20 protein-coding genes and 2 pseudogenes are annotated in these 24,030 nt (G+C 38.1%); 3 read left to right on the top strand and 19 right to left on the bottom strand.

The genetic code is table 11. From position 1 onward, the window contains the following. Window positions 1–391 (top strand): annotated as a pseudogene (fusA, locus tag A6M55_RS16605) (elongation factor G); the annotation flags it as partial. Between the two features lie 84 nt (window positions 392–475). Here fusA and pcaF read toward each other — a convergent pair. The 8 genes and pseudogenes from pcaF to pcaH form a co-directional block, all read right to left on the bottom strand. Continuing rightward, complete coding sequence (gene pcaF / locus A6M55_RS16600; RefSeq protein WP_064198589.1) at window positions 476–1,684, bottom strand: 3-oxoadipyl-CoA thiolase; 1,209 nt, start codon at window positions 1,682–1,684, stop codon at window positions 476–478. Window positions 1,685–1,765: 81 nt separating this feature from the next. Next, a complete protein-coding gene (locus tag A6M55_RS16595) occupies window positions 1,766–3,112 on the bottom strand; it encodes a 3-oxoacid CoA-transferase (protein WP_064198588.1) in 1,347 nt (448 codons plus the stop codon). 36 nt (window positions 3,113–3,148) lie between these two features. Further along, complete coding sequence (locus A6M55_RS16590) at window positions 3,149–4,342, bottom strand: 4-hydroxybenzoate 3-monooxygenase (protein WP_082893077.1); 1,194 nt, start codon at window positions 4,340–4,342, stop codon at window positions 3,149–3,151. 62 nt (window positions 4,343–4,404) lie between these two features. After that, entirely contained in the window at window positions 4,405–4,806 is a 402-nt protein-coding gene (gene pcaC, locus A6M55_RS17720) for a 4-carboxymuconolactone decarboxylase (RefSeq protein WP_374755376.1), read from the bottom strand. Further along, a pseudogene (pcaD, locus tag A6M55_RS16585) lies at window positions 4,798–5,541 on the bottom strand (3-oxoadipate enol-lactonase); the annotation flags it as partial. The pseudogene pcaD and the gene pcaC, both read right to left, overlap by 9 nt. 47 nt (window positions 5,542–5,588) lie before the next feature. Further along, window positions 5,589–6,890 (bottom strand): 3-carboxy-cis,cis-muconate cycloisomerase, encoded by a 1,302-nt coding sequence (gene pcaB / locus A6M55_RS16580; RefSeq protein ID WP_064198587.1) that lies wholly within the window; start codon window positions 6,888–6,890, stop codon window positions 5,589–5,591. Window positions 6,891–6,979: 89 nt separating this feature from the next. Continuing rightward, window positions 6,980–7,507: a protocatechuate 3,4-dioxygenase subunit alpha gene (gene pcaG, locus A6M55_RS16575; protein WP_064198586.1), complete on the bottom strand. Its 528-nt coding sequence runs from the start codon at window positions 7,505–7,507 to the stop codon at window positions 6,980–6,982. A gap of 79 nt (window positions 7,508–7,586) precedes the next feature. Next, on the bottom strand, window positions 7,587–8,294 hold the full coding sequence (pcaH, locus tag A6M55_RS16570) for a protocatechuate 3,4-dioxygenase subunit beta (RefSeq protein WP_015028427.1): 708 nt from the start codon (window positions 8,292–8,294) through the stop codon (window positions 7,587–7,589). Between the two features lie 228 nt (window positions 8,295–8,522). On the opposite strand from pcaH, the gene A6M55_RS16565 reads away from it, so the two are divergent. After that, window positions 8,523–9,395 carry a helix-turn-helix domain-containing protein gene (locus tag A6M55_RS16565; protein WP_064198585.1) on the top strand — a complete coding sequence of 291 codons (873 nt, stop codon included), beginning with the start codon at window positions 8,523–8,525 and terminating at the stop codon, window positions 9,393–9,395. 53 nt (window positions 9,396–9,448) lie between these two features. Here the strand turns inward: A6M55_RS16565 and A6M55_RS16560 are convergent, their stop codons facing one another. The 11 genes from A6M55_RS16560 to A6M55_RS16510 form a co-directional block, all read right to left on the bottom strand. After that, the gene (locus A6M55_RS16560) at window positions 9,449–10,567 is read right to left on the bottom strand and encodes a S9 family peptidase (protein ID WP_015028429.1); all 1,119 of its coding nucleotides are present in this window, start codon (window positions 10,565–10,567) and stop codon (window positions 9,449–9,451) included. A 130-nt stretch (window positions 10,568–10,697) separates the two neighbouring features. After that, window positions 10,698–11,801, bottom strand: a complete 1,104-nt coding sequence (locus tag A6M55_RS16555; protein ID WP_015028430.1) for a 5-methyltetrahydropteroyltriglutamate--homocysteine S-methyltransferase — start codon at window positions 11,799–11,801, stop codon at window positions 10,698–10,700. Window positions 11,802–12,092: 291 nt separating this feature from the next. Next, the gene (locus A6M55_RS16550; protein ID WP_064198584.1) at window positions 12,093–13,391 is read right to left on the bottom strand and encodes an MFS transporter; all 1,299 of its coding nucleotides are present in this window, start codon (window positions 13,389–13,391) and stop codon (window positions 12,093–12,095) included. Between the two features lie 59 nt (window positions 13,392–13,450). Next, the gene (locus A6M55_RS16545) at window positions 13,451–13,972 is read right to left on the bottom strand and encodes a DUF3237 domain-containing protein (protein ID WP_064198583.1); all 522 of its coding nucleotides are present in this window, start codon (window positions 13,970–13,972) and stop codon (window positions 13,451–13,453) included. 36 nt (window positions 13,973–14,008) lie between these two features. Then, complete coding sequence (locus A6M55_RS16540) at window positions 14,009–15,241, bottom strand: flavin-dependent oxidoreductase (protein ID WP_064198582.1); 1,233 nt, start codon at window positions 15,239–15,241, stop codon at window positions 14,009–14,011. Window positions 15,242–15,397: 156 nt separating this feature from the next. Beyond that, window positions 15,398–16,393: a zinc-binding dehydrogenase gene (locus tag A6M55_RS16535; protein WP_064198581.1), complete on the bottom strand. Its 996-nt coding sequence runs from the start codon at window positions 16,391–16,393 to the stop codon at window positions 15,398–15,400. 153 nt (window positions 16,394–16,546) lie between these two features. Further along, complete coding sequence (locus A6M55_RS16530; RefSeq protein WP_064198580.1) at window positions 16,547–17,842, bottom strand: MFS transporter; 1,296 nt, start codon at window positions 17,840–17,842, stop codon at window positions 16,547–16,549. Between the two features lie 73 nt (window positions 17,843–17,915). Beyond that, on the bottom strand, window positions 17,916–18,782 hold the full coding sequence (locus A6M55_RS16525) for a 4-hydroxyphenyl-beta-ketoacyl-CoA hydrolase (protein ID WP_015028437.1): 867 nt from the start codon (window positions 18,780–18,782) through the stop codon (window positions 17,916–17,918). A 91-nt stretch (window positions 18,783–18,873) separates the two neighbouring features. Beyond that, window positions 18,874–20,667 (bottom strand): feruloyl-CoA synthase, encoded by a 1,794-nt coding sequence (locus A6M55_RS16520; protein WP_064198579.1) that lies wholly within the window; start codon window positions 20,665–20,667, stop codon window positions 18,874–18,876. Between the two features lie 31 nt (window positions 20,668–20,698). Further along, window positions 20,699–21,484: a crotonase/enoyl-CoA hydratase family protein gene (locus A6M55_RS16515; RefSeq protein ID WP_015028439.1), complete on the bottom strand. Its 786-nt coding sequence runs from the start codon at window positions 21,482–21,484 to the stop codon at window positions 20,699–20,701. A 98-nt stretch (window positions 21,485–21,582) separates the two neighbouring features. Further along, window positions 21,583–22,482 carry an AraC family transcriptional regulator gene (locus A6M55_RS16510; RefSeq protein ID WP_015028440.1) on the bottom strand — a complete coding sequence of 300 codons (900 nt, stop codon included), beginning with the start codon at window positions 22,480–22,482 and terminating at the stop codon, window positions 21,583–21,585. Window positions 22,483–22,663: 181 nt separating this feature from the next. Here A6M55_RS16510 and rimO point away from each other — a divergent pair, with 181 nt between their 5' ends. Beyond that, window positions 22,664–23,971, top strand: a complete 1,308-nt coding sequence (rimO, locus tag A6M55_RS16505; RefSeq protein WP_064198578.1) for a 30S ribosomal protein S12 methylthiotransferase RimO — start codon at window positions 22,664–22,666, stop codon at window positions 23,969–23,971. The last annotated feature ends 59 nt before the right edge of the window (window positions 23,972–24,030 follow it).

Genomic DNA, 24,030 nt, shown 5'->3' with positions numbered 1-24,030 from the left:
GAAAGTTCGTTTATTCCACGGTTCTTACCACGATGTTGACTCTGATTCATTGTCTTTCGAGATGGCAGCACGTATGGGCTTCAAAGAAGCTGCACGTCAAGCTGGTCCGAAAATCCTTGAACCAATCATGGCAGTTGAGGTAATTACTCCAGACGAATACACTGGTCCTATCACTGGTGACTTGAACCGTCGTCGTGGTATGATGAAAGGTATGGATACAAAAGCTGGTTCGCAAGTAATCAAAGCTGATGTGCCTCTTTCAGAATTATTCGGTTATGTAACTGACCTTCGTACAATGTCATCTGGTCGTGCAACGGCTAACTTGACATTCTCTCACTACGAAATCGTACCTCAAAACATCGCAGATGGTATTGTTAAGAAAAACGCTTAATTAATACCGAAAACGTAGTTTTAGCAATAAAAAAATCCTCCGTCAGCAATAACGGGGGATTTTTGTTTAAGGGAAGTCAGTATTCTACACTCTTTCAATAATCACGGCGTAGCCCATTCCTACACCTACGCACATTGAAGCCAAAGCATAACGCTTTTTACTTCTAACAAGCTGATTTACAGCCGCTTGAACAATTCTTGTACCTGACATTCCGAGTGGATGGCCGAGAGCAATTGCTCCACCGTTGGGATTGATTCGGGCATCATCATCGGCCAAACCAAGATTTCTTGAAACAGCCAAACACTGAGCAGCAAAAGCTTCATTGAATTCAATTACATCCATATCATTCAGCGTTAAACCTGCTTTTTGTAGGGCTTTTTGAGATGCTCCTACTGGCCCAATTCCCATGATGCGTGGCTCTACTCCTACTACTGCCGATGATACAATTCGAGCTTTAGGCGTCAGATTATATTTTTTTACAGCTTCTTCTGAAGTGATGAGCATAGCTGCAGCACCATCATTTAAACCCGAAGCATTTCCTGCCGTAACGCTTCCACCTTCTTTTTTGAATGCTGGGCGAAGTTTGGCCAAGGTTTCGAGTGTTGTACTTCCTTTTACAAATTCATCTTTGTCAAAAACTGAGATATTTCCTTTTTTATCGGTTATTTCTACACCGATAATCTCTTCAGCTAAAATGCCATTTTGTTGAGCAGCAAACGCTTTTTGTTGTGAACGATAAGCAAATAAATCTTGGTCTTCACGACTAATGCTATACATTTCGGCTAAGTTTTCGGCCGTTATACCCATGGCGTCAGTACCATACATTTTGTTCATCAGTGGATTCACAAAACGCCAGCCAAAGCTTGAATCGAATAGTTGGACATCACCACCGAATGGTTTTGAAGATTTACTCATTACCATTGGGCCACGAGTCATATGTTCGATTCCCCCAGCAATAAAAACATCACCATCATCAGCTTTAATTGCACGATTTGCGTGAATAACCGCCGACATTCCTGAAGAACACAGACGATTAACAGTTTCGCCTGGAACGGTATAAGGTAATCCAGCCAAAAGTAAGGCCATTCGAGCCACATTACGATTATCTTCTCCTGCTTGATTATGGCAACCCAAGATTACATCTTCGATAGATTCGAGTGGAATGTTGGGGTTTCTTTTGATTAATTCTTTGATTGGAATTGCCGCCAAATCATCAGCACGTACGGGCGATAAACTGCCACCAAAACTACCGATTGGTGTGCGTATGGCATCTATGATATATGATTCTTTCATTATTCGATAACTTTTGGCACGCTGATAACTCTGATGTTCCAACGCTGATTTACAGGGATTTTAGTTCACTAAAATTAATTATTAATCTAACTCAATCTCAAACTTCGCACTAGTTTTAGCCTTTACTTCTTCCAAAGTTGCATTTGGCATGAGACCGATGAGGGTTAATTTACCTGCTGGATAAGCAAAAACTGCCAAATCAGTGATAATCATATCAACCACGCCCGAAGCTGTGAGCGGCAATACACACGACGGAACTATTTTAGGCGAACCATCGGGATTGGTATGGGTCATGGTAATAATAAGCCTTTTTGCCCCTACTGCTAAATCCATCGCCCCACCTACACCTAAAAGTGGTTTGCCCGGAACCGCCCAGTTAGCCAAATTGGCTGCTTCATCACATTCTAAACCACCCATAATAGCCACATCAATATGCCCACCACGAATCATGGCGAATGAATCTGCACTATCGAAATAGCTACTTCCATTAAGGGCTGTTACTGGTATTTTTCCTGCATTTACCGGATAATCCATTGCTCCACCACCATCAGTTGGGACTGGCCCGACACCCAACATACCATTTTCGGTATGTAAGATAATGCCGTGTTCTTCGGTAATTAAATCGGCTACTAATGTCGGTATTCCGATTCCTAAATTCACCACATCGCCTTTTTTCAATTCTTGCAATGCTCTGCGGGCCATATTCATACGAACTTCATCGACTTTCTTTGAAGTAGAAACCGATGCCGACGTACCTAAATCTTCAAGCATGAGGGTGGCTTGTACTAAATAATCGACATAACAACCTTGGGTATGCACATTTTCGGGAGCAATTTCGCCAACTGGTACAATCTCCTCTACTTCGGCAATGACCAAATCGGCGGCAGTTGCCATAGATTTATTGAAGTTATTTTCAGTCATACGGTATTGAAGATTTCCAGCTGTATCGGCTTTCCATGCACGAATAAATGCTACATTTCCCCTCAAACCTTTGATAAAAACATATTCTTCACCATCAATTATTTTTGTTTCTCTACCTTCGGCAATCTTTGTTCCTGCAGAGGTCTTCGTATAAAAACCGCCAATTCCTGCTCCACCCGCACGAAGAGCTTCGGCAAGCGTACCTTGTGGTAATAATTCGGCTTCAACCAAACCTGCTTGTACTGCTTTCACGGCATTGGGATTTGAGGTAAAGAATGAACCTATCACTTTCTTTAACTGTCCGTTTGCCAAAAGTCTATCACCACCTAAGCCTGGTTCGCCAGTATTATTTCCTATAAATGTAAGGTTTTTAGTACCTATTTCGGCCAAAGCGTGCATTAAATGAACAGGATTACCAGTCATACCAAAGCCACCTTGCAAAAGTGTATCGCCCTCTTTAACCATCGAGGCGGCGGTTTTTAAGTCAACAATAGGAACTTGCTTCATGTTTTTATTTATACAGGTCGAATTTATAATACTTGTTTAATCTTCAAATGTTTCAAAAGGCAATCCCACATAGTTTTCAGCAATGGTTGTGGCGTATGCTTCTGATAATGAAATATACTCGAATTTTGCTTTTTGTAATTGATATTGGAATGAACCATGCTCAGCTTGCTTGTGGAAAAGCGTAGTCATGAAATTCGAGAAATCTTGAGCTCTCCAAATACGTTTTAAGGCAGTTTTTGAATAGTCATCTAAGGACTTCATCGAATTATTCTTGTAAAAATCAGTAAATCCATCTACCAAATGTTTTACATCAGCCACCGCTAAATTTAGGCCTTTTCCACCAGTTGGTGGTACGATATGAGCGGCATCTCCTGCTAAAAACAACCGTCCGTGTTGCATATTATCAATAAAATAACTACGCATCGGCGTAATACTTTTCTCGAAAATAGGACCAGATTTCAATTCCCAACCTTCTGTTCCTAATCGAATAGAGAGTTCTTCCCAAATCTGTTCGTCTGTCCAATTATCTACGTGGTCATCATTATCAACTTGAATGTAGAGACGACTTACTTTTTCTGAACGTAAACTATGCAATGCAAACCCCCTTTCGTGATAAGCGTAAATCAACTCTTCAGAAGATGGAGCGACATTTGCCAAAATACCTAACCAACTAAACGGATAAGTAACGGTATATTCTTTGTAACTATCTTTTGGCATTGACTTACGGCCAAGTCCGTGGAAGCCATCGCAAGCAGCAATAAAATCACATTCGATGATACCTTTTTCACCTTCATGTTCGAAATATATTTTCGGACTTTGGCTATCAATTCCTTCTAATTCAAGAGCAGGAGCTTCAAAAAGCAAGGTTTCTCCAGTATTTACCCATGCTTCGGTTAAGTCTTTTACGACTTCTTGCTGACCATAAATAGTTATATTTCGTCCATTGGTTAATTTTCCGAAAGGCACACGAATACGTTTTCCATCAAAATTCAGATAGACACCATGATGCTCTTGCCCTTCTCGAACTAATCTATCGGCTAAACCAAGGTTTTTGAATATATCAACCGTATTTTGTTCTAACAAACCAGCACGCACACGAGCCTGTACGTATTCTTGGCTACGATGCTCGATAATGACTGACGAAATACCTTCTTTCTTTAACCAATGAGCTAAAGTAAGCCCAGCAGGCCCAGCACCAATAATTCCGACTTGTGTTTTTATTGTTTTCATATTTTTTGAATTCAATGTAAATTCCTACAGTAGAGCCGTTGCATGCAACATCTCTACGATGTTTATTCATTAATATTTATACCTAATTCTTTAAATACTTCTTCGGCAGCATGAGTAGCTTCATTAGCAGCAGGAAGGCCACAATACAAGGCAGATTGCATGATTACCTCCTTGATTTCATCAACCGTTACACCATTATTGAAGGCTGCTCTTACGTGCATTTTAAATTCAGTTTGACGGTTCAAAGCAATTAGCATCGCCATGGTTATCAAGCTTCTATTGTGCTTTGATAAATTTGGTCGAGTCCAAACTTCACCCCAAGCATAATTTGTAATAAACGATTGAAAATCAGCATTAAAAGAGTTTATTTTACTATTCGCACGATCAACATGAGCGTTTCCTAAAACGGTTCTACGAACGTGCATCCCTTTGTCAAAGGTTGACTGGCCTGTAAAAAAATCAATTAAAACTTTGGCATATTCTTGGGGTAATTCGGTAGCGGCTAAATGTCTGGCATGAAGCACTTTAAGTGTAGCATTTGGAATATTTGCTACTAAAAACTCAGCTTGTTCAACATTCGTAACAGGGTCTTCATCGCCAGTAATTACTAAGGTTTCAACACGCAAGTTTTGAAGCTGATTTCGAAAATCGGCATCACGAATGGCACAACAGCAATTTGAATATCCTTGCACATCGCTACGTAAAAACATGGCGTGGGTTTGGGCAACTCTTTCTGGATTTTGTTTGCGAAAATCTTCGGTAAACCAACGCTCCATCGTGTCATCAACAATAGCTTGCATACCATTCTTGGAAATAGTTTCGATTCGGCCATTCCAACGCTCATCATTGCCAATTTTTGCACCTGTATTGCTCAAAACTATCTTTTTGAAGCGATTGGGATGATTTAGTCCAAGATATTGACCAATCAAACCACCCATCGAAAGACCGCAATAGTAGGCAGTTTCGATATTTAGGTCATCCATTAGGTTGATGATATCTTTTCCTAAAAGCTCGATTGTATATCCCTCCATACTGATATCATTCTTTGAACTTCCATGTCCACGTGTATCGTATTGCAAGACTCTGAAATAAGGTAGTAAGTAGGGTATTAGTTCATCCCACATCATCATTTCCGAACCTAATGAGTTTGAGAAAATCAGTACGGGGCTGTTCGGAGTGCCTTGTATTTTGTAGTTCATATTTTTTATCTTTTACCTTTGTCAAAGTTCAAAACTTTGACAAAGGTTTAATTCAAAATCTCATCAATCATTTCCAAACTATTACCAATTGAGTTTTCGGGTTTGAATAATGCTTCTAAATTGGGTAAATCAATATTCATTTCTTCAAGTATTTCTTTCAAATGTTTTTGCTGCGAAATAGCTGATTTACAGGCCTTTTCAACCAATTCGTGAGCATTAATTTTACCTATTTTTGTAGCTAAAGCCAGCGAAACATTTTCGGCATAAATTAAACCTTTGGTAAGTTCGAGATTGAGTAACATTCGCTGTCTATCTACTTCTAAACTTTCCATTAACTCAATAGCTCGCTCAATACTTCCCGCAGTTAGGAGCATAATTTCGCTTAAAACCTCCCATTCAGCATGCCATAATCCAGCCGAACGCTCATGCTCTTGAGGCATCGCCGAATACAAACTTGCCACCAAATGCGGCACCCTTGTGGCATTAGCAATAATAGCCGCACAAGTAACAGGATTACGTTTGTGTGGCATCGTGCTTGACCCTCCTTTTCCCTCACCAGCTCCTTCGAAAACCTCTGCAATTTCGGTTTGCATAAGCAATGAAATATCCTTCGCCATTTTACCCAATGATTGATTCAGTAAGGCAAAAACCGAAGCCGCCTCAACTAAAGTATCACGATTAGATTGCCAAGAAAAGGCAGATTTTAAATCTAATATATTGGCCAAACTCAGTTGCACTGACTTTGAAATATTAGCATTCCCACTTCCTACGGCTCCTACTAATTGAAGCATTAAAGCCCGCTTTTGTGTACTTTTTAGGCGGTCTTTACTACGTGAGATACTTTGTAGCCAACCTGCCGTTTTCAGTCCAAATGTAATGGGTCGAGCTTGTTGTAATAATGTTCGGCCAATCATCAATGTTTCTCGATGTTTTTTCGTGAGGTCGGTAAGAAGTTCTTGAAGGATTACTAATTTATCGTTGAGCCAGTACCAATATTCCTGCATTTGCAAAACAGTAGCAGTATCAACCACATCTTGGCTAGTTGCTCCTAAATGCACATACTTCGATGCCTCAACATCGTTATTTTTTACGATTCGAGTGAGCTGCTTTACCAAAGGAATAGCGGCATTCCCCCCTAATTTTATTTCGGATTTGAGCTTATCAATATCTATAAAATCGACTTGACAACAAGTATCAATAATTTCGGCCGATTGCAAAGGAATAATATCATTCTCAGCTTGAGCAAGAGCCAAAGCTCCTTCAAAACGCAACATTTGGGCAATTGTTTGGCGTTCGGAGAGAAGGTTATTTATATCCTTTGAATAAAAATACTCGGAGTATAAAGACATTTTTAATTTACGATTTTTGATTTACGATTTACGAATGTAAAGCACCTTTCGAATAAACTTTTCGTCAATCGTAAGCTCGTCATTACATTTTATACTTCAAAAAATACAGTTTCATTTTCGCCTTGCATATAAATATTAAATTCATATTGCAATGATGAGATTTGTTGGGCAATTAGTGTATGTTTTCTATCAGCAGGAACAAGGTTTAATACCTCATCAGTTGCGTTAAGCTCATCTTCATCAGAAAAATAAATACGCGTGTATGAATGAATCAACTGACCACGCATGAAAACAATTACCGACAAATACGGAGCTTGTCCGTTGTACGATTTTGGCTTGACAGTACTAAAAATAAAGCGATTCTCAGCATCGGTTCCCGTACCAAAGCGACCAAAAAGTTGCTTTTCGCCATCATTCTGCCAAATTTCAATCATGGCATCTGGAATCACAACGCCATTTCCATCGAAAACTTTACCAATAATCGTGATAGCATTTTCAACTTCAAAAGGCTTAACCATCTGGTTACCAACTAATTGCTTGAAATCATATAAATATTGCTCAGGCGTGAGACCATAAGCAAAATATGGCCCGACGGTTTGTGAGGGAGTTTGTTTCATTTTGATTTACGATTTGCGAATAACGATTTTACGATTCAAAAATTGACTTTATAAACTATCATTCTTAAGATTATCATTTTTACAAATTTTCAAAAGGGGTAGCATTATTGCCTCTCAATACAAAGTCAAAGCGATAGGCTAAGGCAAAACTTTCTTCGGTGTTTTCTAAATCAAACTTAGAAATCAACAAATCACGGCCTTTGGGTGGTACACCCAAGAAAATCGGGTCGTATTGCAAAAGTGGGTCGCCCGGAAAATACATTTGAGTAACCAAACGATTTGTAATATTTGCCCCAAACAATGAAAAATGTATATGATTCGGACGCCAAGCATTATAGTGATTTCCCCACGGATACGCCCCTGGCTTTATGGTATAAAACTTATAATTTCCGTCTTTGTCGGTCATACAACGCCCTGCTCCTAAGAAATTTGGGTCAAGTGGAGCATCGTGCTGGTCAACTTTATGCACATAACGTCCACAAGAATTTGCTTGCCAAATTTCGATAAGTGTATTTGGTACTGGTTGTCCGTTTTCGTTGACAACTTTACCAAAAACCTTGATTCTCTCGCCTAAAGGTTCACCATTTTTGATAGAATTTTTTGTAAGGTCATGATCGAGTGGACCTAAATTAAAATCTCCGAAAACTGGACCCGTCAACTCCGAAAGCGATTGTTTGATAACCACCAAAGGCTTAGTTGGAGCTCTGAGAATCGTTGATTTATAATCTGGAAATAGTTTTGGAGGATGAACTTCCAAATCTAGGGGGTTGTAGATGATGTTGCTCATTGATCGAATATTTTTTAACAAAAGTATTGTATTAGTCAAAAACTTTCTTGGATAAATCAAAATAATACTTGTACAAATCAAACATAAAATTTATTTGCGATTTGGAATTTACGATTTGAGATTTTTAATTTTTATCTAATAATGAATACTTTATGAATATAAATTAATATTTTAATAATAAACTAATATATTTAATAAAGATTTTATGACGTTATTTTCAAACATTCAATGAAAAAAGGATTAGTACAATTTGGGGGGCTTTACGGTGATACACAATCAGTGGTTTTTCCGAATTTTTTGCATCATGAAATGCTCGAAACTCGAAGCAAAATTTATGATTGGGAGATAAAAGAACATCTCCATACAGAACTCTTTCAAGTTTTTTTTATTGATGAAGGAAATGGAATTTTGATTTCGGGTGAAAATGAATTAAAAATTGAAGGACCAAGTATTATTCTAATTCCAGCGAATACCGTACATGGATTTGTTTTTCAGCCAGAGGTAATTGGTGAAGTCATTACTTTTTCGGAATCCTTTTTAGAGAATATCTTCAAAAATTCTCCCAAAATCTTGATGGAAACAATGCAACTTAAAATTTTGAATTTTGGTAAAGAAAACTCAACTTTCGACCCAATCATTCAATATAGAAAACAAATTTTAAATGAGTTAATTGATGAAAACCCTGAAAAACGCAATGTCATTCAACTGTTATTTCAGCTTTTATTTATTCAGATTTACCGATTCAGTATCTTAGAAAAACAAGAAATTTCGGTTTCTGATAATCGAATGCTCAATTATTTCAAGGCATTTCAGAAGAATATCAAACAAACAATCACCGAAACAAAATCCGTAGAAGCTTATGCAAAAGAATTAAATATAACGGCTGTTCATCTCAATAGAATTTGTCAGGCAATTGTCAAGAAATCGGCCTTACAAATTATTCATGAATACCTCATTGCTGAAGCAAAAAAATACCTTTTGAACACTCATTACTCTATTTCAGAAGTATCCTATTTTCTTAATTTCAAAGACCCAGCTTACTTTACACGCTTATTCAAAAAACAAACGGGCGTTTCGCCGAGTGAGTTTAAAAAGATATAAAAAATGGCAACCGAAGTCGCCATTTTCAATTAAGTAGAATTGTGTTTTAATGCTTACTCCATAAAACCAGCTTGGGTTTTCTGACCCGTTTTTACCCAATTGCGAAGAGCATCGAAGGCTTTGCCAGTTTGTTCATTCGTAAAATTACAATGTCCTTGTCCATTGGTATATTTTACACTAAAATATTGCTGTTTACCTTGCTTCTGAAGCAAGTTTTCGTAACTAACAATCGCCAAATCGGCTGGAATTAATTGGTCATAAATCGTATGAAGAGCCAAAGCAGGTTTATCAATGATACCCGTACGGTCATATTTATCGAACAGCGTATTTTGACTTACTGTGGCAGCCAATCGCTCAGCCTTCTGATTAACCAAAAGACTATTCGGAAATCTACCGTAAACCGTATTGGTATTATCGTAAGGGTTTCCGCCCGCTTTTTGTGCAATATCTCTCAAAACCCCTTCGCCAAATACAAGTGCAAAAGCCAAATCATCGGGTTTCATATCAAAGTGCTTGGCAAATTCTACAGCCAATAAAGAATCTTTCGCATAGATTGCTTTTTTCATCACAACTGCTTTACGAAAACCCGCCTGCATCGACATAGGCTCTTTGGGTGCTTTCGAACTATCAAAAATATCGTATAATGAGGTAGCAATTCCGGGGAAAAGGCCATTGAAAGTGGCAAACATATCAAATTCTTTGCGAGTCTGAAGATAAATTCGTCCAGCCAACGGACACATTGGTAAGCCTCCGTTATAGTTTTTTCCGAAATTTTCGAGTGTGGCTAACGTAATTCCTCCACCCATTGAGTGGCCAGTCATGAAAGTAGAATCGGGCTGACCATATTTTTTCACGAAGTATTGACGTAAAGACTCTGTATCATCAACACCACGTGCCAAAGCCAAACCTTGATTGCCATAATCAGAAGCCGCTACGGCAAAGCCTCTTTCCAAAAAAGGAGCCATTCGCTTCGGGAAATCTGGATTTTGACTTTGTGCTGGCTTCGAACCCATAAACTCGTATCCGTGAGCATACATCACCAATTTTCCTTTCCAATTTTCAGGAAAAAGGATTTTGTATTTTGCCCCATCAATACTTCCTGTATCGGTTTTGGCAATATTTTGAGCAAAAACTACCTGCGTGAATAATAACAGAGTTAGGATTTTTTTCATGGTACTTTTGGTCAGTAATTTTAGCTATTAGCTCAAGGTATTTCCAAAAAACTAATCGCTTATTTTGAAAGTAAGTTTTATAATAATAGGTTAGTACGCAGGTCGAATCCCTAGAGATTCGACCTGCAAATTATGCTTCTCCCCAAACTTTTAGGGCTGTATTTACAACTAAATCGAGCTTACGCCATTGGTCATCGTGGCTCATATCATTTCCGTGATGTGTTGAAGAAAAACCACACTGTGGACTCACACAAAGGTTTTCGAGTGGAGCATATTGTGCAGCTTCATCAATGCGTTTGCAGAGATCGTCAATGTTTTCGAGCTCTCGTTTTTTCGATGAAACTATTCCCAAAACAACCTTTTTGTTTTTCGGCACAAAGCGAAGTGGTGCGAAATCGCCCGAACGCTCATCATCGTATTCCAATAAATAACGGTCAACATTGATTTCGTTGAAAAGAATTTCAGCAACTGGCTCATAACCACCTTCAGCAAACCAAGTGCTTCGGTAATTTCCACGGCAAAGGTGAATTCCAACTGTTAAATCAGCAGGGCGATTATCAATAACTGAATTGATAAGGGCAGCATACGTGCGTGGTAGTTCATTTGGGTCTTCACCACGTTCGGCAGCAGCAGCACGCATTTTAGGATCGCATAAGTAAGCTAAGTTTGTGTCATCTAATTGCAAATAACGCAAACCAGCCTCATATAAATGATTAATTTCTTCACGATAAGCGGCGGCTAAATCGGCAAAGAAAACGTCCATATCAGGATATGAGTTGATGTCAATTGATTTACGACCGCCACGAAAGTGAATCATTGTTGGCGAAGGAATGGTTACTTTTGGTGTTTGCGTAACAATTGATTTCAAGTAGTTAAAATCAGCCACCTGAATATCTTTTACGTGCTTCAATTTGCCTGTTACACTCAATACAGGTGGTTTAAAACCATCTTCTGCTACTTTTGCATTAGGGTTTGCTTCGATTCCACCAGTAACCGTCACTCCTGCCAATTCTTTCAAGAAATCGAGGTGGAAATAATCACGACGAAACTCGCCATCTGTAATGGCTTTCATGCCCGTTGCTTCCAGTTTCTTTACGGTTTCTGCAATGGCAGCATCTTCGATCACCCTTAGTTCTTCGGCCGAAATTTGACCTAATTTCCATTTATTACGATTTTCTTTCACTTCTGGGCTTCTTAATAAACTACCCACGTGGTCGGCTCTGAAATTTGACATTTTCTTTGACTATTTTTATGAACTAAATACAATTATTTTTGACGATAAATTATGTCGTCCCTTCGGGATTCGGTTTGACATAATACTATTTTTATAATCCTATCATCCTTTCAGGATTATTAAAATGACTCAAATCTTGAAGAAATGATATATTTTTGGCGATAATCTTATTTATCCTTTCAAGAGTATTAAAATCGTTTAAATCTCGAAGAGATGATATGATTGTAGCTATTAAACGAGAAAATCACCTTGAATCCCGAAGGGATGCAATACGAATGTTTAAATCATCTTTCAGCTTATTTCCTTCGAGTCGATTCTTGAAGTAATAATACCCGCAAGAGCAGCTGGTAAGGCAAAAATTAAGAAATTGGTTGCTATTCCTAAACCCGCAGCAATCAACACACCTGCTAATGCTGGGCCAACGATTCCGCCTAGACGGCCTGCTCCCATTGCCCAGCCCACACCTGTAGTGCGGAATTCAGTTGGGTATAATCTTGCTGAAAGAGCATAGAGTCCAACAAAGCCACCTTGGATGCCAAAGCCTAAAAGTGCAAAAATCAGTAGGACTACATCAGAGCCAACAAATAATCCAAACGAGGCCATTAAGACTCCTGTAAGCACTAAAATAACTCCTAATGTCTTTTTTAAACCATATTTGCTCGAAAAATAGCCTTGTGTAATTATTCCAAAAAATGCTCCAACATTGAAAATTGTACCCGCATAAATAGCCAATTCCATCGAAAGTCCTGCATCTTTAGCTAATTTTGGAATCCAGCTTGTAAGGAAGTATAAGGCCGCAAATGCCATAAACAAAGCCGCCCAAAGCTGAATTGTTGGTTTTTTAAAATCAGATTTCAACAGTTGGTCAACTGGTAACCTTGATTTTAATTTTTCAACATTGGGTAAAGAATCTATTGTCGGAATATTCATTTTTGTTAAAATCTTATTCAATTTTTCAAGAGCATTTTTAGGTTGTGCTCGGAAGTAAAAATCAATTGATTCGGACAAAAACAATAAAATTAGAGGTACTGAAAACATGGAAGCTATGCCCGCAATGCGAAACATATACTGCCAACCATCGGTAGGAATAACTTTAGCAGCCACCAAACCCGATGCAACTGCTCCAACTGGATAACCCGAAACCACAAAACTTACCCAAAAATCGCGGGTTTTGTTGGGTGTATATTCAGAAGCTAAAGAAGCAGTACTCGCCAACATACTACCAATACCAAGCCCACTAATAAAACGATAAATTAATAAATGACTAATTGAAGTAGCGTATGAGGTAAGAAAAATACATATACCCATTATAATACCGCTAATGAGAATGATATTTTTTCTACCAATTTTATCGGCAAATGGTGCTAAAAAGAGTGTACCAAGTGTCATTCCGAAAAGACCCGAACTGAAAACTGTTCCGAGTGCAGCGGGACTAATATCCCAATCTTTGGCAATGGCTGGTGCAGTGTAAGAAATAACCAATACATCCATACCATCAAGCATATTCATCAAAAAACAGATAATAATGGTAGAGTATTGTAGGGCAGTCATCGGGTTTTTATCGATAAAAGCCTTGGGGCTTAAATTCATGTGCTTATAATTGTTAAGGTTGAATATTTATTTCGAATAAATCATTTTTTACTAATCTATCAATTCAATTTCCAAACTTGAATTGCCACATTATCAGGATTTCTAATGCCTTTACAAACAAAAATAGCATTGTTCATCCATTCGTATTTACCCTGTGGTGCTTCAAATTTGGGAATCGCACGGAAATAATACTCTGATGGAGACACCTGTTCGCCTCTACCTATGCGAGCTGCCACTTCGGGCGTTGCTACTCTCATCCCTGTATTTTTTATATAAATAATTACGCCATCATCGGTTTTGATTTGATAGTGAGCTTCTAATTCTGCTACACCATCTTTTCTTACAATTTGCCAATCGGCTCCACCATCAAGGATTTCTCCTTTCATCTTCGGCCCTTCAAAAGTTCCACCTACGATTGGAATGATTCTACGCATTCCGTGAGGAGTATCTCCCACAACATAAGGCGGTTTTAATTTTACCTTTAATTCACAAACAAACTCAAGTGACGGTGCCTCTGGGGCATTTTGAGCGGAAATTTCCATTGAAATAAATAGAGAAAGGAAGAAAAATAAGCGTTTCATAGTTTAAATAGGGGAAAAATTATCAAGCCAAGTTAGCTATTTTTTTTGATTTAATGTTTGAATATCAAATCCAGCTACTTTTTTATAATTATCCATTACGGCTGCCAATTTATCGTGAGGTACTTCTTCGGGCAAAAATCCATTCGGAAACCAGTCTTCCATCATATCCATAATTTCATCGGGGCCTTTGGCTCTATTTTGCAGAACTACCTTCGCCGTTGCAGGTACTCTTTCCTTATCGTATTCGATTAATGCTTCTTCTATACTACTTGTATTTTTCAAACATTCTGTGAGGCAATCAGCATCTAAAATGGCTTGAGAAGCTCCGTTTGAACCAATTGGATACATTGGGTGAGCAGCATCGCCAAGGAGCGTAATCCGTCCGAACGTCCATTTATCTAAAGGATTTCGGTCCGACATCGGAAATTCATAGACTGCCTTTGCACCATCAATCATTTTTGGCACATCCAACCAATCGAAATTCCAAGTTTTGTAAATTTCAACTAATCGAGCCTTATCGGCCTCACGATTCCAATCACGAGCCGTAAGTTTAGATTTTCCTTCTTTCAGATTTCCAACCCAATTTACCAAGCAATTTCCATCGGCATCGGGTTTTCCAATCGGATAAACCACCATTTTCTGACGTAAGCTACCAATCATTGCCATAGAATTTCCATTCAAAAAAGGCTTCATGATGGTTGTGCCTCGGTAAAGCACATTTTCTGAATAGACAGGAGGACCTTCATTAGGATATAATTGCTGACGCACAACTGAATTAATACCATCAGCCCCAATCAAAATATCGCCTCTTTCTTCATGAATCTTCTCACCAGTTTCTTTATCAATAAAATGGGCAATTACTTCATGTTGGTTTTGCTCAAAATGACTTAAATGATGATTTTTAGTAATTGTTTCGACACCCATTCGCTCAACAACCTCATCAAAAAGAAGCATTTGCAACACCCCACGATGTACTGAGAATTGCGGCCATTTATAGCCAGCAAATCGACCACGAGGTTCTGTCCAGAATTGTTGGCCAAATCTATTGAAATAAACTAAATCGCTTGTTTCGATGGCATTTTGGGCAATTTTTTCTTGCAAACCCAGATTTGTAAGCACACGCACACAATGCGGGAGTATATTGATACCCACGCCAAGCGGTTTTATTTCTTTAACCGATTCAAAAACCTTTACTTCAAAACCTGCTTCATGCAAACTTAATGCAGTTGTTAAACCACCAATCCCTCCACCGATAATGATTACTTTCATATTAGTCTCTATTTTTTACAATAACTCGAATAGTAAATTGTAATTTTTCAACAAAAATCTATATTTTTCTTAGATAAAAATATGCAATTTTAGACTGAAAGTAAGCAAAATCAATCAATTTAAAGTTTGGAAATTAGAAAAAGGCTCAAAATATCCTTAAATCTCAATTATTATTTTACTTTCTGCTCCAATAGCTGCTTTTTCGAGGGCATTTTGCAGGTCATGAAATGGAGAAAAACTTGATATAATTCGATGAGGTTGAATTGTTTTATTACGAATTAGTTGAATTGCTCGCCTAAAATCGGTCGGATGATGATAAATGATTGATGGTAAAATAGATATACCCTCACGAGCAATCTTAAGCGGTGTAAAATTTGCTTGCTTTTCTGATAAGCCCACCAACACAATTTCCGAGCCACGGGGAGCTGCTGCGGCTACTAAAGATGCGGTTGCGGCCGAACCAGCACACTCAAAAACAGCCGAAACATCGTTTTCCTCCCAAAGTTTATTTAGCGTATCAGCATCGCCATTGGCGGCAATTGCACCTTCTTCAACGGCCATTTGTAGTTTTTGTTGATTGATTTCGCTTACAAAAACGTTGTATCCTAAACGTAAAGCCAAATGATTCAGCAACAAGCCAATGGCTCCTAAACCAATAATTGCGATGGTATCTCCAGGCTTAGCCGACGAAGTGAATAGAGCATGAACACCAACAGCCATTGGTTCGATACAAACCGCATCAAGTTCGTCCATTTCCGCAGGGACTACCCAACAATAATCGGCTGGTACACAAACATATTCAGCAAAACAGCCATTTTCAAGTAAACCAATGACACGTTTGTTGGAGCAAATATACCCTTTGCCATTTAGGCAATGTTTACAATGATTACAGGCAATATTGGGTTCAATAACCACTTTTTCGCCCACTGTTCTATTGTTTACTCCTTCCCCTAATTTGTCAATGATACCTAAACCTTCATGCCCGATAACCGTAGGTTTGTTGAGTAAACGGTGCCCCAAAAACAAATGTACATCCGAACCACAAATGCCCACTTTTGATAGTTTCACGCGTACTTCGCCTCGATTGGGTTCTGGAATTGCAATTTCTTTGAATACAATTTTTTGGGGTTCTTCTAAAAATGCTGCTTTCATTTATAGTAATCATTAGAATAATTTGAATTTTCCGAATGACGAATAAATCGAATTTAAATTTCTTGAAATATAGAATTACTGTAAGAGCTAAATTATTAAAACACAAGAAATTCGGATTATTCGAAAAACTCTACACTCAAAATATTCAAAAATTTATAATTTATCTGATCTAATAGCCCAAATACACACGCCCATCATGAGTAAAGGTATTGAAAAGGCAATAAATAATGCTTGAATACTTAAACCTAAGTCTGAAAAATAGCCAAAAACCAAAGGACCTAAAATTGCTCCAACTCGGCCAATTCCTACTGTATATCCCACACCAGTTGTTCTGATTTTTGCTTCATAAATACGTGAAAGTGTAGGCCAAATACCATTGAAGCCTCCTTGTACAAAGAAGCCAATTAACAAAACTAAAATAAAAATTAGGGTTGTTGTAAGGGTAGAAAAAGCGTAGGTTTGCATGACTACAAATGCTACCAACATAAAGGTAAAAATGGTTTGGCGAAGGCCAAATTGACTACCAATTGCTCCAACCGATGCCGAACCAATAGCCGCACCAATATTGAGCATAATACCAACCCACGTAGCTAATTCAAACGGAAGGCCAGAGTCTTTAGCAATCGTTGGCACCCAACTCATAAGCGTGTAGAGTGTCATAAAACCAAAGAATGCCGCTATCCAAACTTTTATAGTAGAATTTTTATAAGTATTTGTAAATAAAGCACTTACACCAACCTTTTCTATAGTATTTTCTATTTTCGGAAGTGATTCTAAACTTGGCTGATTAAGTTTTATGAGTAGTTTATTAGCTGCTTCAAGGGTATGAGCATTTGGATTATTGAACATAAACTCAAGCGAATCGGTCATGAAAAAGTAAACCATCAACCACATAAGCAACGAAACACAGCCCGCTCCGAGAAACATGGTATGCCATCCAAATATAGGGATAAATTTAGCACAAAGTAAGCCCGTAAGTATTGCTCCAATCGGCCAACCTGCTTGTACTAATCCAACATTAAAATCACGGTATTTTTGATTGGAAAACTCTGCGGCCGTAGCTGCCATCGTTGGTAAAATTCCACCAATGCCAAGTCCTGTAATAAATCTCAACAGGAGCATTAGGCTATATTGCTGACAAATGCCCACACTCAACATTCCAAGAGCAATCATTCCAACAGAAATCAAGAAAATTCTTCTTCTCCCAAATTTGTCAGCTTGAGGAGCAATTAAAAAAGCACCGAAGGTCATTCCTGCCAATCCAGCACTAAAAATATAGCCCATTTCGGTTTTCGATAGTCCCCAATCTTTGATGATTTCGGTACTTGAAAACGATACTATGAGTACATCAATGCCATCATTGAAATTTAGAATAAAACAAATAGCTACCATGAGCCACTGAAAGGAGGTCATGGGGCGGTTTGAGAGTTCGGTTAGGTTGTTTTTCATTATTTAGAGAAAGGGTATAAAAAAATAGAACTTACTGAAGTGTAAATTCTATTGGAGGTGTAAAGCTATAAATTTATTTCAACCCAAGCATTCTGATTGCGTTTTCTTTTAAAATCAAGGGCTTTACTTCTTCTTTGAAACCTGCGTCTGCAAAATCCTTCATCCATCTTTCGGGCGTGATTAATGGAAAGTCTGTTCCGAAAAGCATACGATCTTTTAGCAAAGTATTGGCGTATTGCACCAATTGTTTCGGAAAATATTTCGGCGACCAGCCGCTCAAATCAATATAAACATTGGGTTTGTGCATGGCCACACTTAAAGCTTCATCTTGCCAAGGCCAACTTGGGTGAGCAATAATTATCGGACAATCAGGAAAATCAATGGCTACATCATCGAGGTGCATCGGATTGGAATATTCTAAACGCAAACCACCTCCTCCACGCACACCTGAACCAAAACCAGAATGTCCCGAATGAAACAACATAGGCAATTTATACTCGGCAATTACTTCATAAAGATGATAGGCCATTTTATCTTGTGGATAAAACCCTTGCACAGTTGGATGAAATTTGAAGCCTTTAACACCGTAATTTTCAATCAAATTACGGGCTTCTCTTGCTCCCATTCGTCCTTTGTGGGGGTCTATACTCGCAAAGGCAATCATCACATCATCGTTTTTGAGAGCAGCCTCTGCTACTTCAATGTTTGGGATTCGGCGTTTACCCACATTATGCTCAGAGTCAACCGTAAACATGACAAAAGCTAAGTTATTATCTCGATAAAAATCAGCCGTTTCTTGAATAGTTGGGCGTTTATCTGATTTGAAGTATTTGGCAAATGCTTCATCTAATTCAGGACGAAAATCATCATGTGGTTGGCAGCACGAAACCTCTGCGTGGGTATGTACATCTATGGCGATTACTTTGTTAATATCAATCATTTTGTATTCGGAATTATATAGGGTCAATTTCTAATGTAAGATAATATTCAAACTATATTCTGCTAAGTCTGCGGTAAGATTTTCAAACGACTTAATACATTTCATTTACCAAATCAGCTCTATGCTTTAAAACTGCTCGTTGATTCAATGAACCTTTATCAGTTATTTCTCCTAAATCTATTGATGGTGGGTCGAAGGCTATCACATACTTTCTAATGGCCGTCGAACTCCCTGTTGAGGTTTTATTAAACTCCTCGAGCCAATTATTAATAAATGCCTTGACCGAATCGTGTTGAAAAGCTTCTTTATTTGATATTTCGGATTCCAAATTAGCTAATTTTCTACAAGCATCAGCATTTAAAAATAAAATTGCACCAATATACTCTTTATCTAAACCAGCCAAAACAACATCTTGAATAATAGGTGAACCCGTAGAAATAACTTTTGCTTTCAGCACCCCAACATTCACCCAAGTACCCGTAGAAAGTTTGAAATCTTCAGCTATTCGCCCATCAAAAACCAAACCTTTATCAGGGTTATTTTCATCTAAAAACTTCACCGCATCTCCCGTTTTATAATAGCCATCTTCATCGAATGCGGCTGTCGTTGCTTCGGGGTTTCGCCAATAACCTTTGGTTACATTCGAAGCTCTATAACGGGCTTCCACTTTATCGCCATCGGGTACAAGTTTTACGTCCATTCCCGCCACAGGTACACCTAAAAGTCCAGAAAATGCACCTCCCCAATTCGCAAACATCGCGGAAGGTCCAGACTCCGTACAACCTAAACCCGTAATTATTGGAATTTTCACGCCGATGGTTTCAAGGGCTAATTCTTCTAATCGGTTCCAAACGGGTTGAGCCAAGCTCGCTCCAGCATAAAACAATATATTTAGATTTCGAAAGAAGTTTTCTCGCAAAGTTGGTTCATTTTCAAGATACGGAATGAGCATTTCAAAACCTTTGGGCACATTAAAATAAGCCGTTGGAGAAATTTCTCTTAAATTCTGTACAGTTTCTTCGATACCTTTGGGCGTTGGTTTACCATCATCAATCAGAATTGTTCCACCATTATAAAGTGCCAAACCAAAATTATGGTTACTTCCAAAAGTATGATTCCACGGTAACCAATCAATAAAAATGGGCGGCTGCTCCTGCATAAACGGCAGCACTTGCGTAATTTGTTGTAGATTCGCACACCACATTCCTTGATGATTCATCACACCTTTTGGTAAACCCGTTGAGCCAGAAGTAAACAAAACTTTAGCAATCGTATCGGCATTTACTTTAGAAGCAGCTTCTTCTACATCTGCTGTTGCTTTTACTTGAAGCATTTCTTCAAAATGAGTACCGATTATCCCATCAGCCGTAATAATTACAGCATCTGGGAAAAGTGACTTTGATAACTCAATGGCTTTATGATATACCTTGCCACTTTGGGCAAAAATCACCTTCGGAGTCATGAGTTCGAGGCAATGTTTGAGCTTACCAAAATCATCAGAAACCAACGAATAAGGTGGCGAAATAGGCGTATAAGTAATACCTATATGCACCGAAGCCAACACTAAAAGTGCATGTTCGAGGCTATTTTCTGAAAGAATCACAACTGTTTCATCGGGCGAAAACTCAAGATTTAGCAAATATTGAGCAATATTTTTTACCTTTTCTAGGGTTTCGTGATAAGATAAATTAACCCAATCTCTCGTAAGTGGGTCTCTTCTACCAATAAAAGTATGGTTAGGTTTTATTTCAGCCCATTGCAGCAATTTATCAGTAATTTTTATTGGAAAATCCGCTAATGTCTGCTGATTTCCAAAATGAACAATGCCGTTTTCGAGCTGTTTTTTATAAGTTTTAGTAGGGCCGAATGAGGTATTTTTATACATTTTTATTCTAAAGTTTTATGCCAGAAATAAATCACTCTCCAACTTTCTTAGCTCTTCCTTCCAAGAAATCGGTCAATCTTTTCTTGGCTTCGGGGGCATCGGCCGAAATTGCTGCGATTAAACTTTCCATCATCAAACCTTCGCTCTGACCCGAATCTACAATTTTGGGCAAGACGTGCATCAATGCATAATTGGTCATGCCTGCATTACCCGAAATTTTCTTGGCTAATTCAATACCTTTTTCGAGTCCTTGCCCTTCTTCTACCAAATATTGAGCAAGACCAATGCGTTCGCCTTCTTCGGCTTTATATACTCTTCCCGTAAACATCATATCCATCATGCGAGCCATTCCAATCAATTTTGGTACACGAACCGAAGCTCCTCCGCCCACAAAAATTCCTCTTTGTCCTTCTGGTAAAGCATAAAACGTACTTGACTCTGAAACTCTAATATGGCAAGCTGAAGCTAACTCAAGTCCACCGCCCACAACAGCTCCGTGCAAAACAGCTACTACAGGAACAGGCCCAAACTGCACTTTATCTAAAGCACGATGCCACATTCTTGAATGATAAAGCCCTTGCACAGCATCTCGTTCACGAAGTTCTGAAAGGTCGAGACCAGACGAGAAATGCTGCCCTAAACCATAAATAATGGCACAACGAATATTGGAAGGAATATTTTCGAATACTTTTTCGATGCCTAAAACCAAATCATCATTGAAAGCATTACGCTTCTGCGGTCGATTGATGGCAATTAAAAGTATTTCATCACGAATTTCTAATTTGATTGATTCGGTTGGCGAAGTGAGTTCTTGCATTGATTTAGACAAAAATGAATTGTTTTATTTCAATACAAAATTGAACAATAAAAAGAAATCAAAATAGGTAAAAGGCTATTAATTATATGCAATTTCAATCAAGATTGTAGATTTCGATATTCTTTTGGCGAAATTCCTGTCTTAGATTTGAAGAATCTCGAAAAATCGCTTGGTTCGAAGCCTCCAATTTTAAAAGCAATGTCGGCGATTCGTAAAGGGGTTTGTTTGAGTAATACTTTTGCTTCCAAAATCCGCATTTCTTCGAGCAATTCATGAGCCGATTTCCCTGTGGTTGTCTTTACACATTTATGTAAATGATTGGGTGAAACTGCTAACATTTCGGCAAACTCAGTTACAGTCTTTTTATCGTAGATATTTTCTGAAAGTAAACTTTTATAGCGTTGGGTCAGATTCGAAGCGGCATTATTGAGCGATTTTCGAGTTTGTGAATAAAATTCTTTTATTTCTTTCAAAAATGCTGTTAAGTACAAAGCAATTATTTCAGCACGATTGGCTTCATTACGTAGTTTTTCGGAAATCAGGATTTCTAATAAATCAATAATCCTCTGATTATCAATTAATTGAATTAGTGGCTCGGAAGTAATTTGAAAAAAAGGAAAATCATTTTCGAGGTCGATATTGAGCAGCGATTGATTAAAAAACTCTGGCTGAAAATGACAATAGAAACCCTCAACATCATCAGAAATGGCTTCGAGCGATGTAATTTGGTCTGAAGATAAACCAAAAAAAGTATTAGCTTCTACTTTATATTCGGTCAATCCTTTGCTTCTGATAGCAAAACCTTTGGTTACAAAAAGGAAAAAATACACCGAACGTCGGTGCGGTAAAACAGGGAGTTTTAGGAAAGATTTATAATTTTCAATTCGCTCAATATGAAATTGCTCGTACAAATCAGAGACTTTAGGTTTCCAACTTCCAAATAAATAATTATCAAACTGTGAAGGATTGAGTTTTGGTATTTCTTTCGAGCGATTCATTTTCCCTGATAATTCATTATTAACGCAATTTCAATTAATGTGATTGAGCAAAATCTTAGCAAAACTACCCAAAGCCATCTATTCTAATAGGAAAACAAGGTATTTTTACCGAACTTTGCAAAAAAAATTACGTAAAACAATCGGGCGGCATGCTGCTCTCCAGAATTGTTTGGAAAGAAAAATGAAAACAAAAGGAACAGTAAAAAATAAAATCAATATCGTTACGCTTGGTTGTTCGAAAAACCTTGTTGACTCAGAAGTGCTTTATACCCAACTCAAAGGCAATGGGATGAAGGTAGAGCATGAATCAAAAAAGGACGATGCCAATATAGTTATCATTAATACTTGTGGTTTTATTGATAATGCTAAGCAAGAATCTATTGATACGATTCTTCGATACGTTGATGCCAAAGATGCTGGAATTGTAGATAAAGTTTATGTAACAGGCTGTTTATCACATCGTTATAAAGATGAACTTTCAGTTGAAATTCCAACGGTTGACGCGTGGTTTGGCACAAATGAGCTGCCAAGAATGCTTAAAACACTAAAAGCAGATTATAAGCAAGAATTAGTCGGAGAACGCCTACTTACCACGCCTGCACATTTTGCTTACTTAAAAATTGCCGAAGGTTGCGACCGTCCTTGTAGTTTCTGTGCGATTCCGCTTATGCGTGGAGGGCACGTAAGTCGCCCAATGGATGAGCTAGTTTTACAAGCTCAAAATTTGGCTAAAAAAGGCACTAAAGAGCTAATTTTGATTGCCCAAGACCTTACTTACTACGGTTTAGATATTTACAAAAAACGTAATTTAGCAGAGCTTCTTGATAAACTTTCTGATGTAGAAGGAATTGATTGGATTCGCCTACAATATGCTTATCCTTCAGGTTTTCCGATGGATGTGCTTGATGTGATGAAGAATCGTTCGAATATCTGTAAATACCTCGATATGCCGCTTCAACATGGCTCTTCAGAAATGCTTAAGATTATGCGTCGTGGCATCGACCGTCCAAAAACTGAAGCTTTAATTAATTCTATTCGCGAGAAAATTCCAGATATTGCCATTCGTACAACTCTCATTGCTGGTCATCCCGGAGAAACAGAAGAACATTTTGAAGAAATGTATCATTTCGTAGAGAAAATGCGTTTCGAGCGTTTGGGTGTTTTTCAGTATTCACATGAAGAAGATACCCATTCATTCTCAATGCCTGATGATATTCCAGCCGAAGTAAAACAAGAGCGAACTGATATTATCATGGAGCTCCAACAAGGGATTTCGGCTGAATTAAATCAAGCTAAAATTGGAAATACTTATAAAGTTTTATTTGATAGAAAAGAAGGAGGATATTTTATTGGAAGAACAGAGTTCGATTCTCCAGAAGTTGATAACGAAGTGTTGATTCCTGCTTCACAATATGTGCGAATGGGAGATTTTGCCAATGTAAAAATCAACAATGCCGAAGAGTTTGATTTATACGGTGATTTGGTTTAATAAAATATACCGTAGAGACGTTTCATGAAACGTCTCTACGATTTAGTTTATAAAATTTA

Source organism: Emticicia sp. MM, from assembly GCF_001649495.1.
Note: the sequence above shows the minus strand (reverse complement) of the source record. Positions and strands in the feature narration are given on the sequence as shown.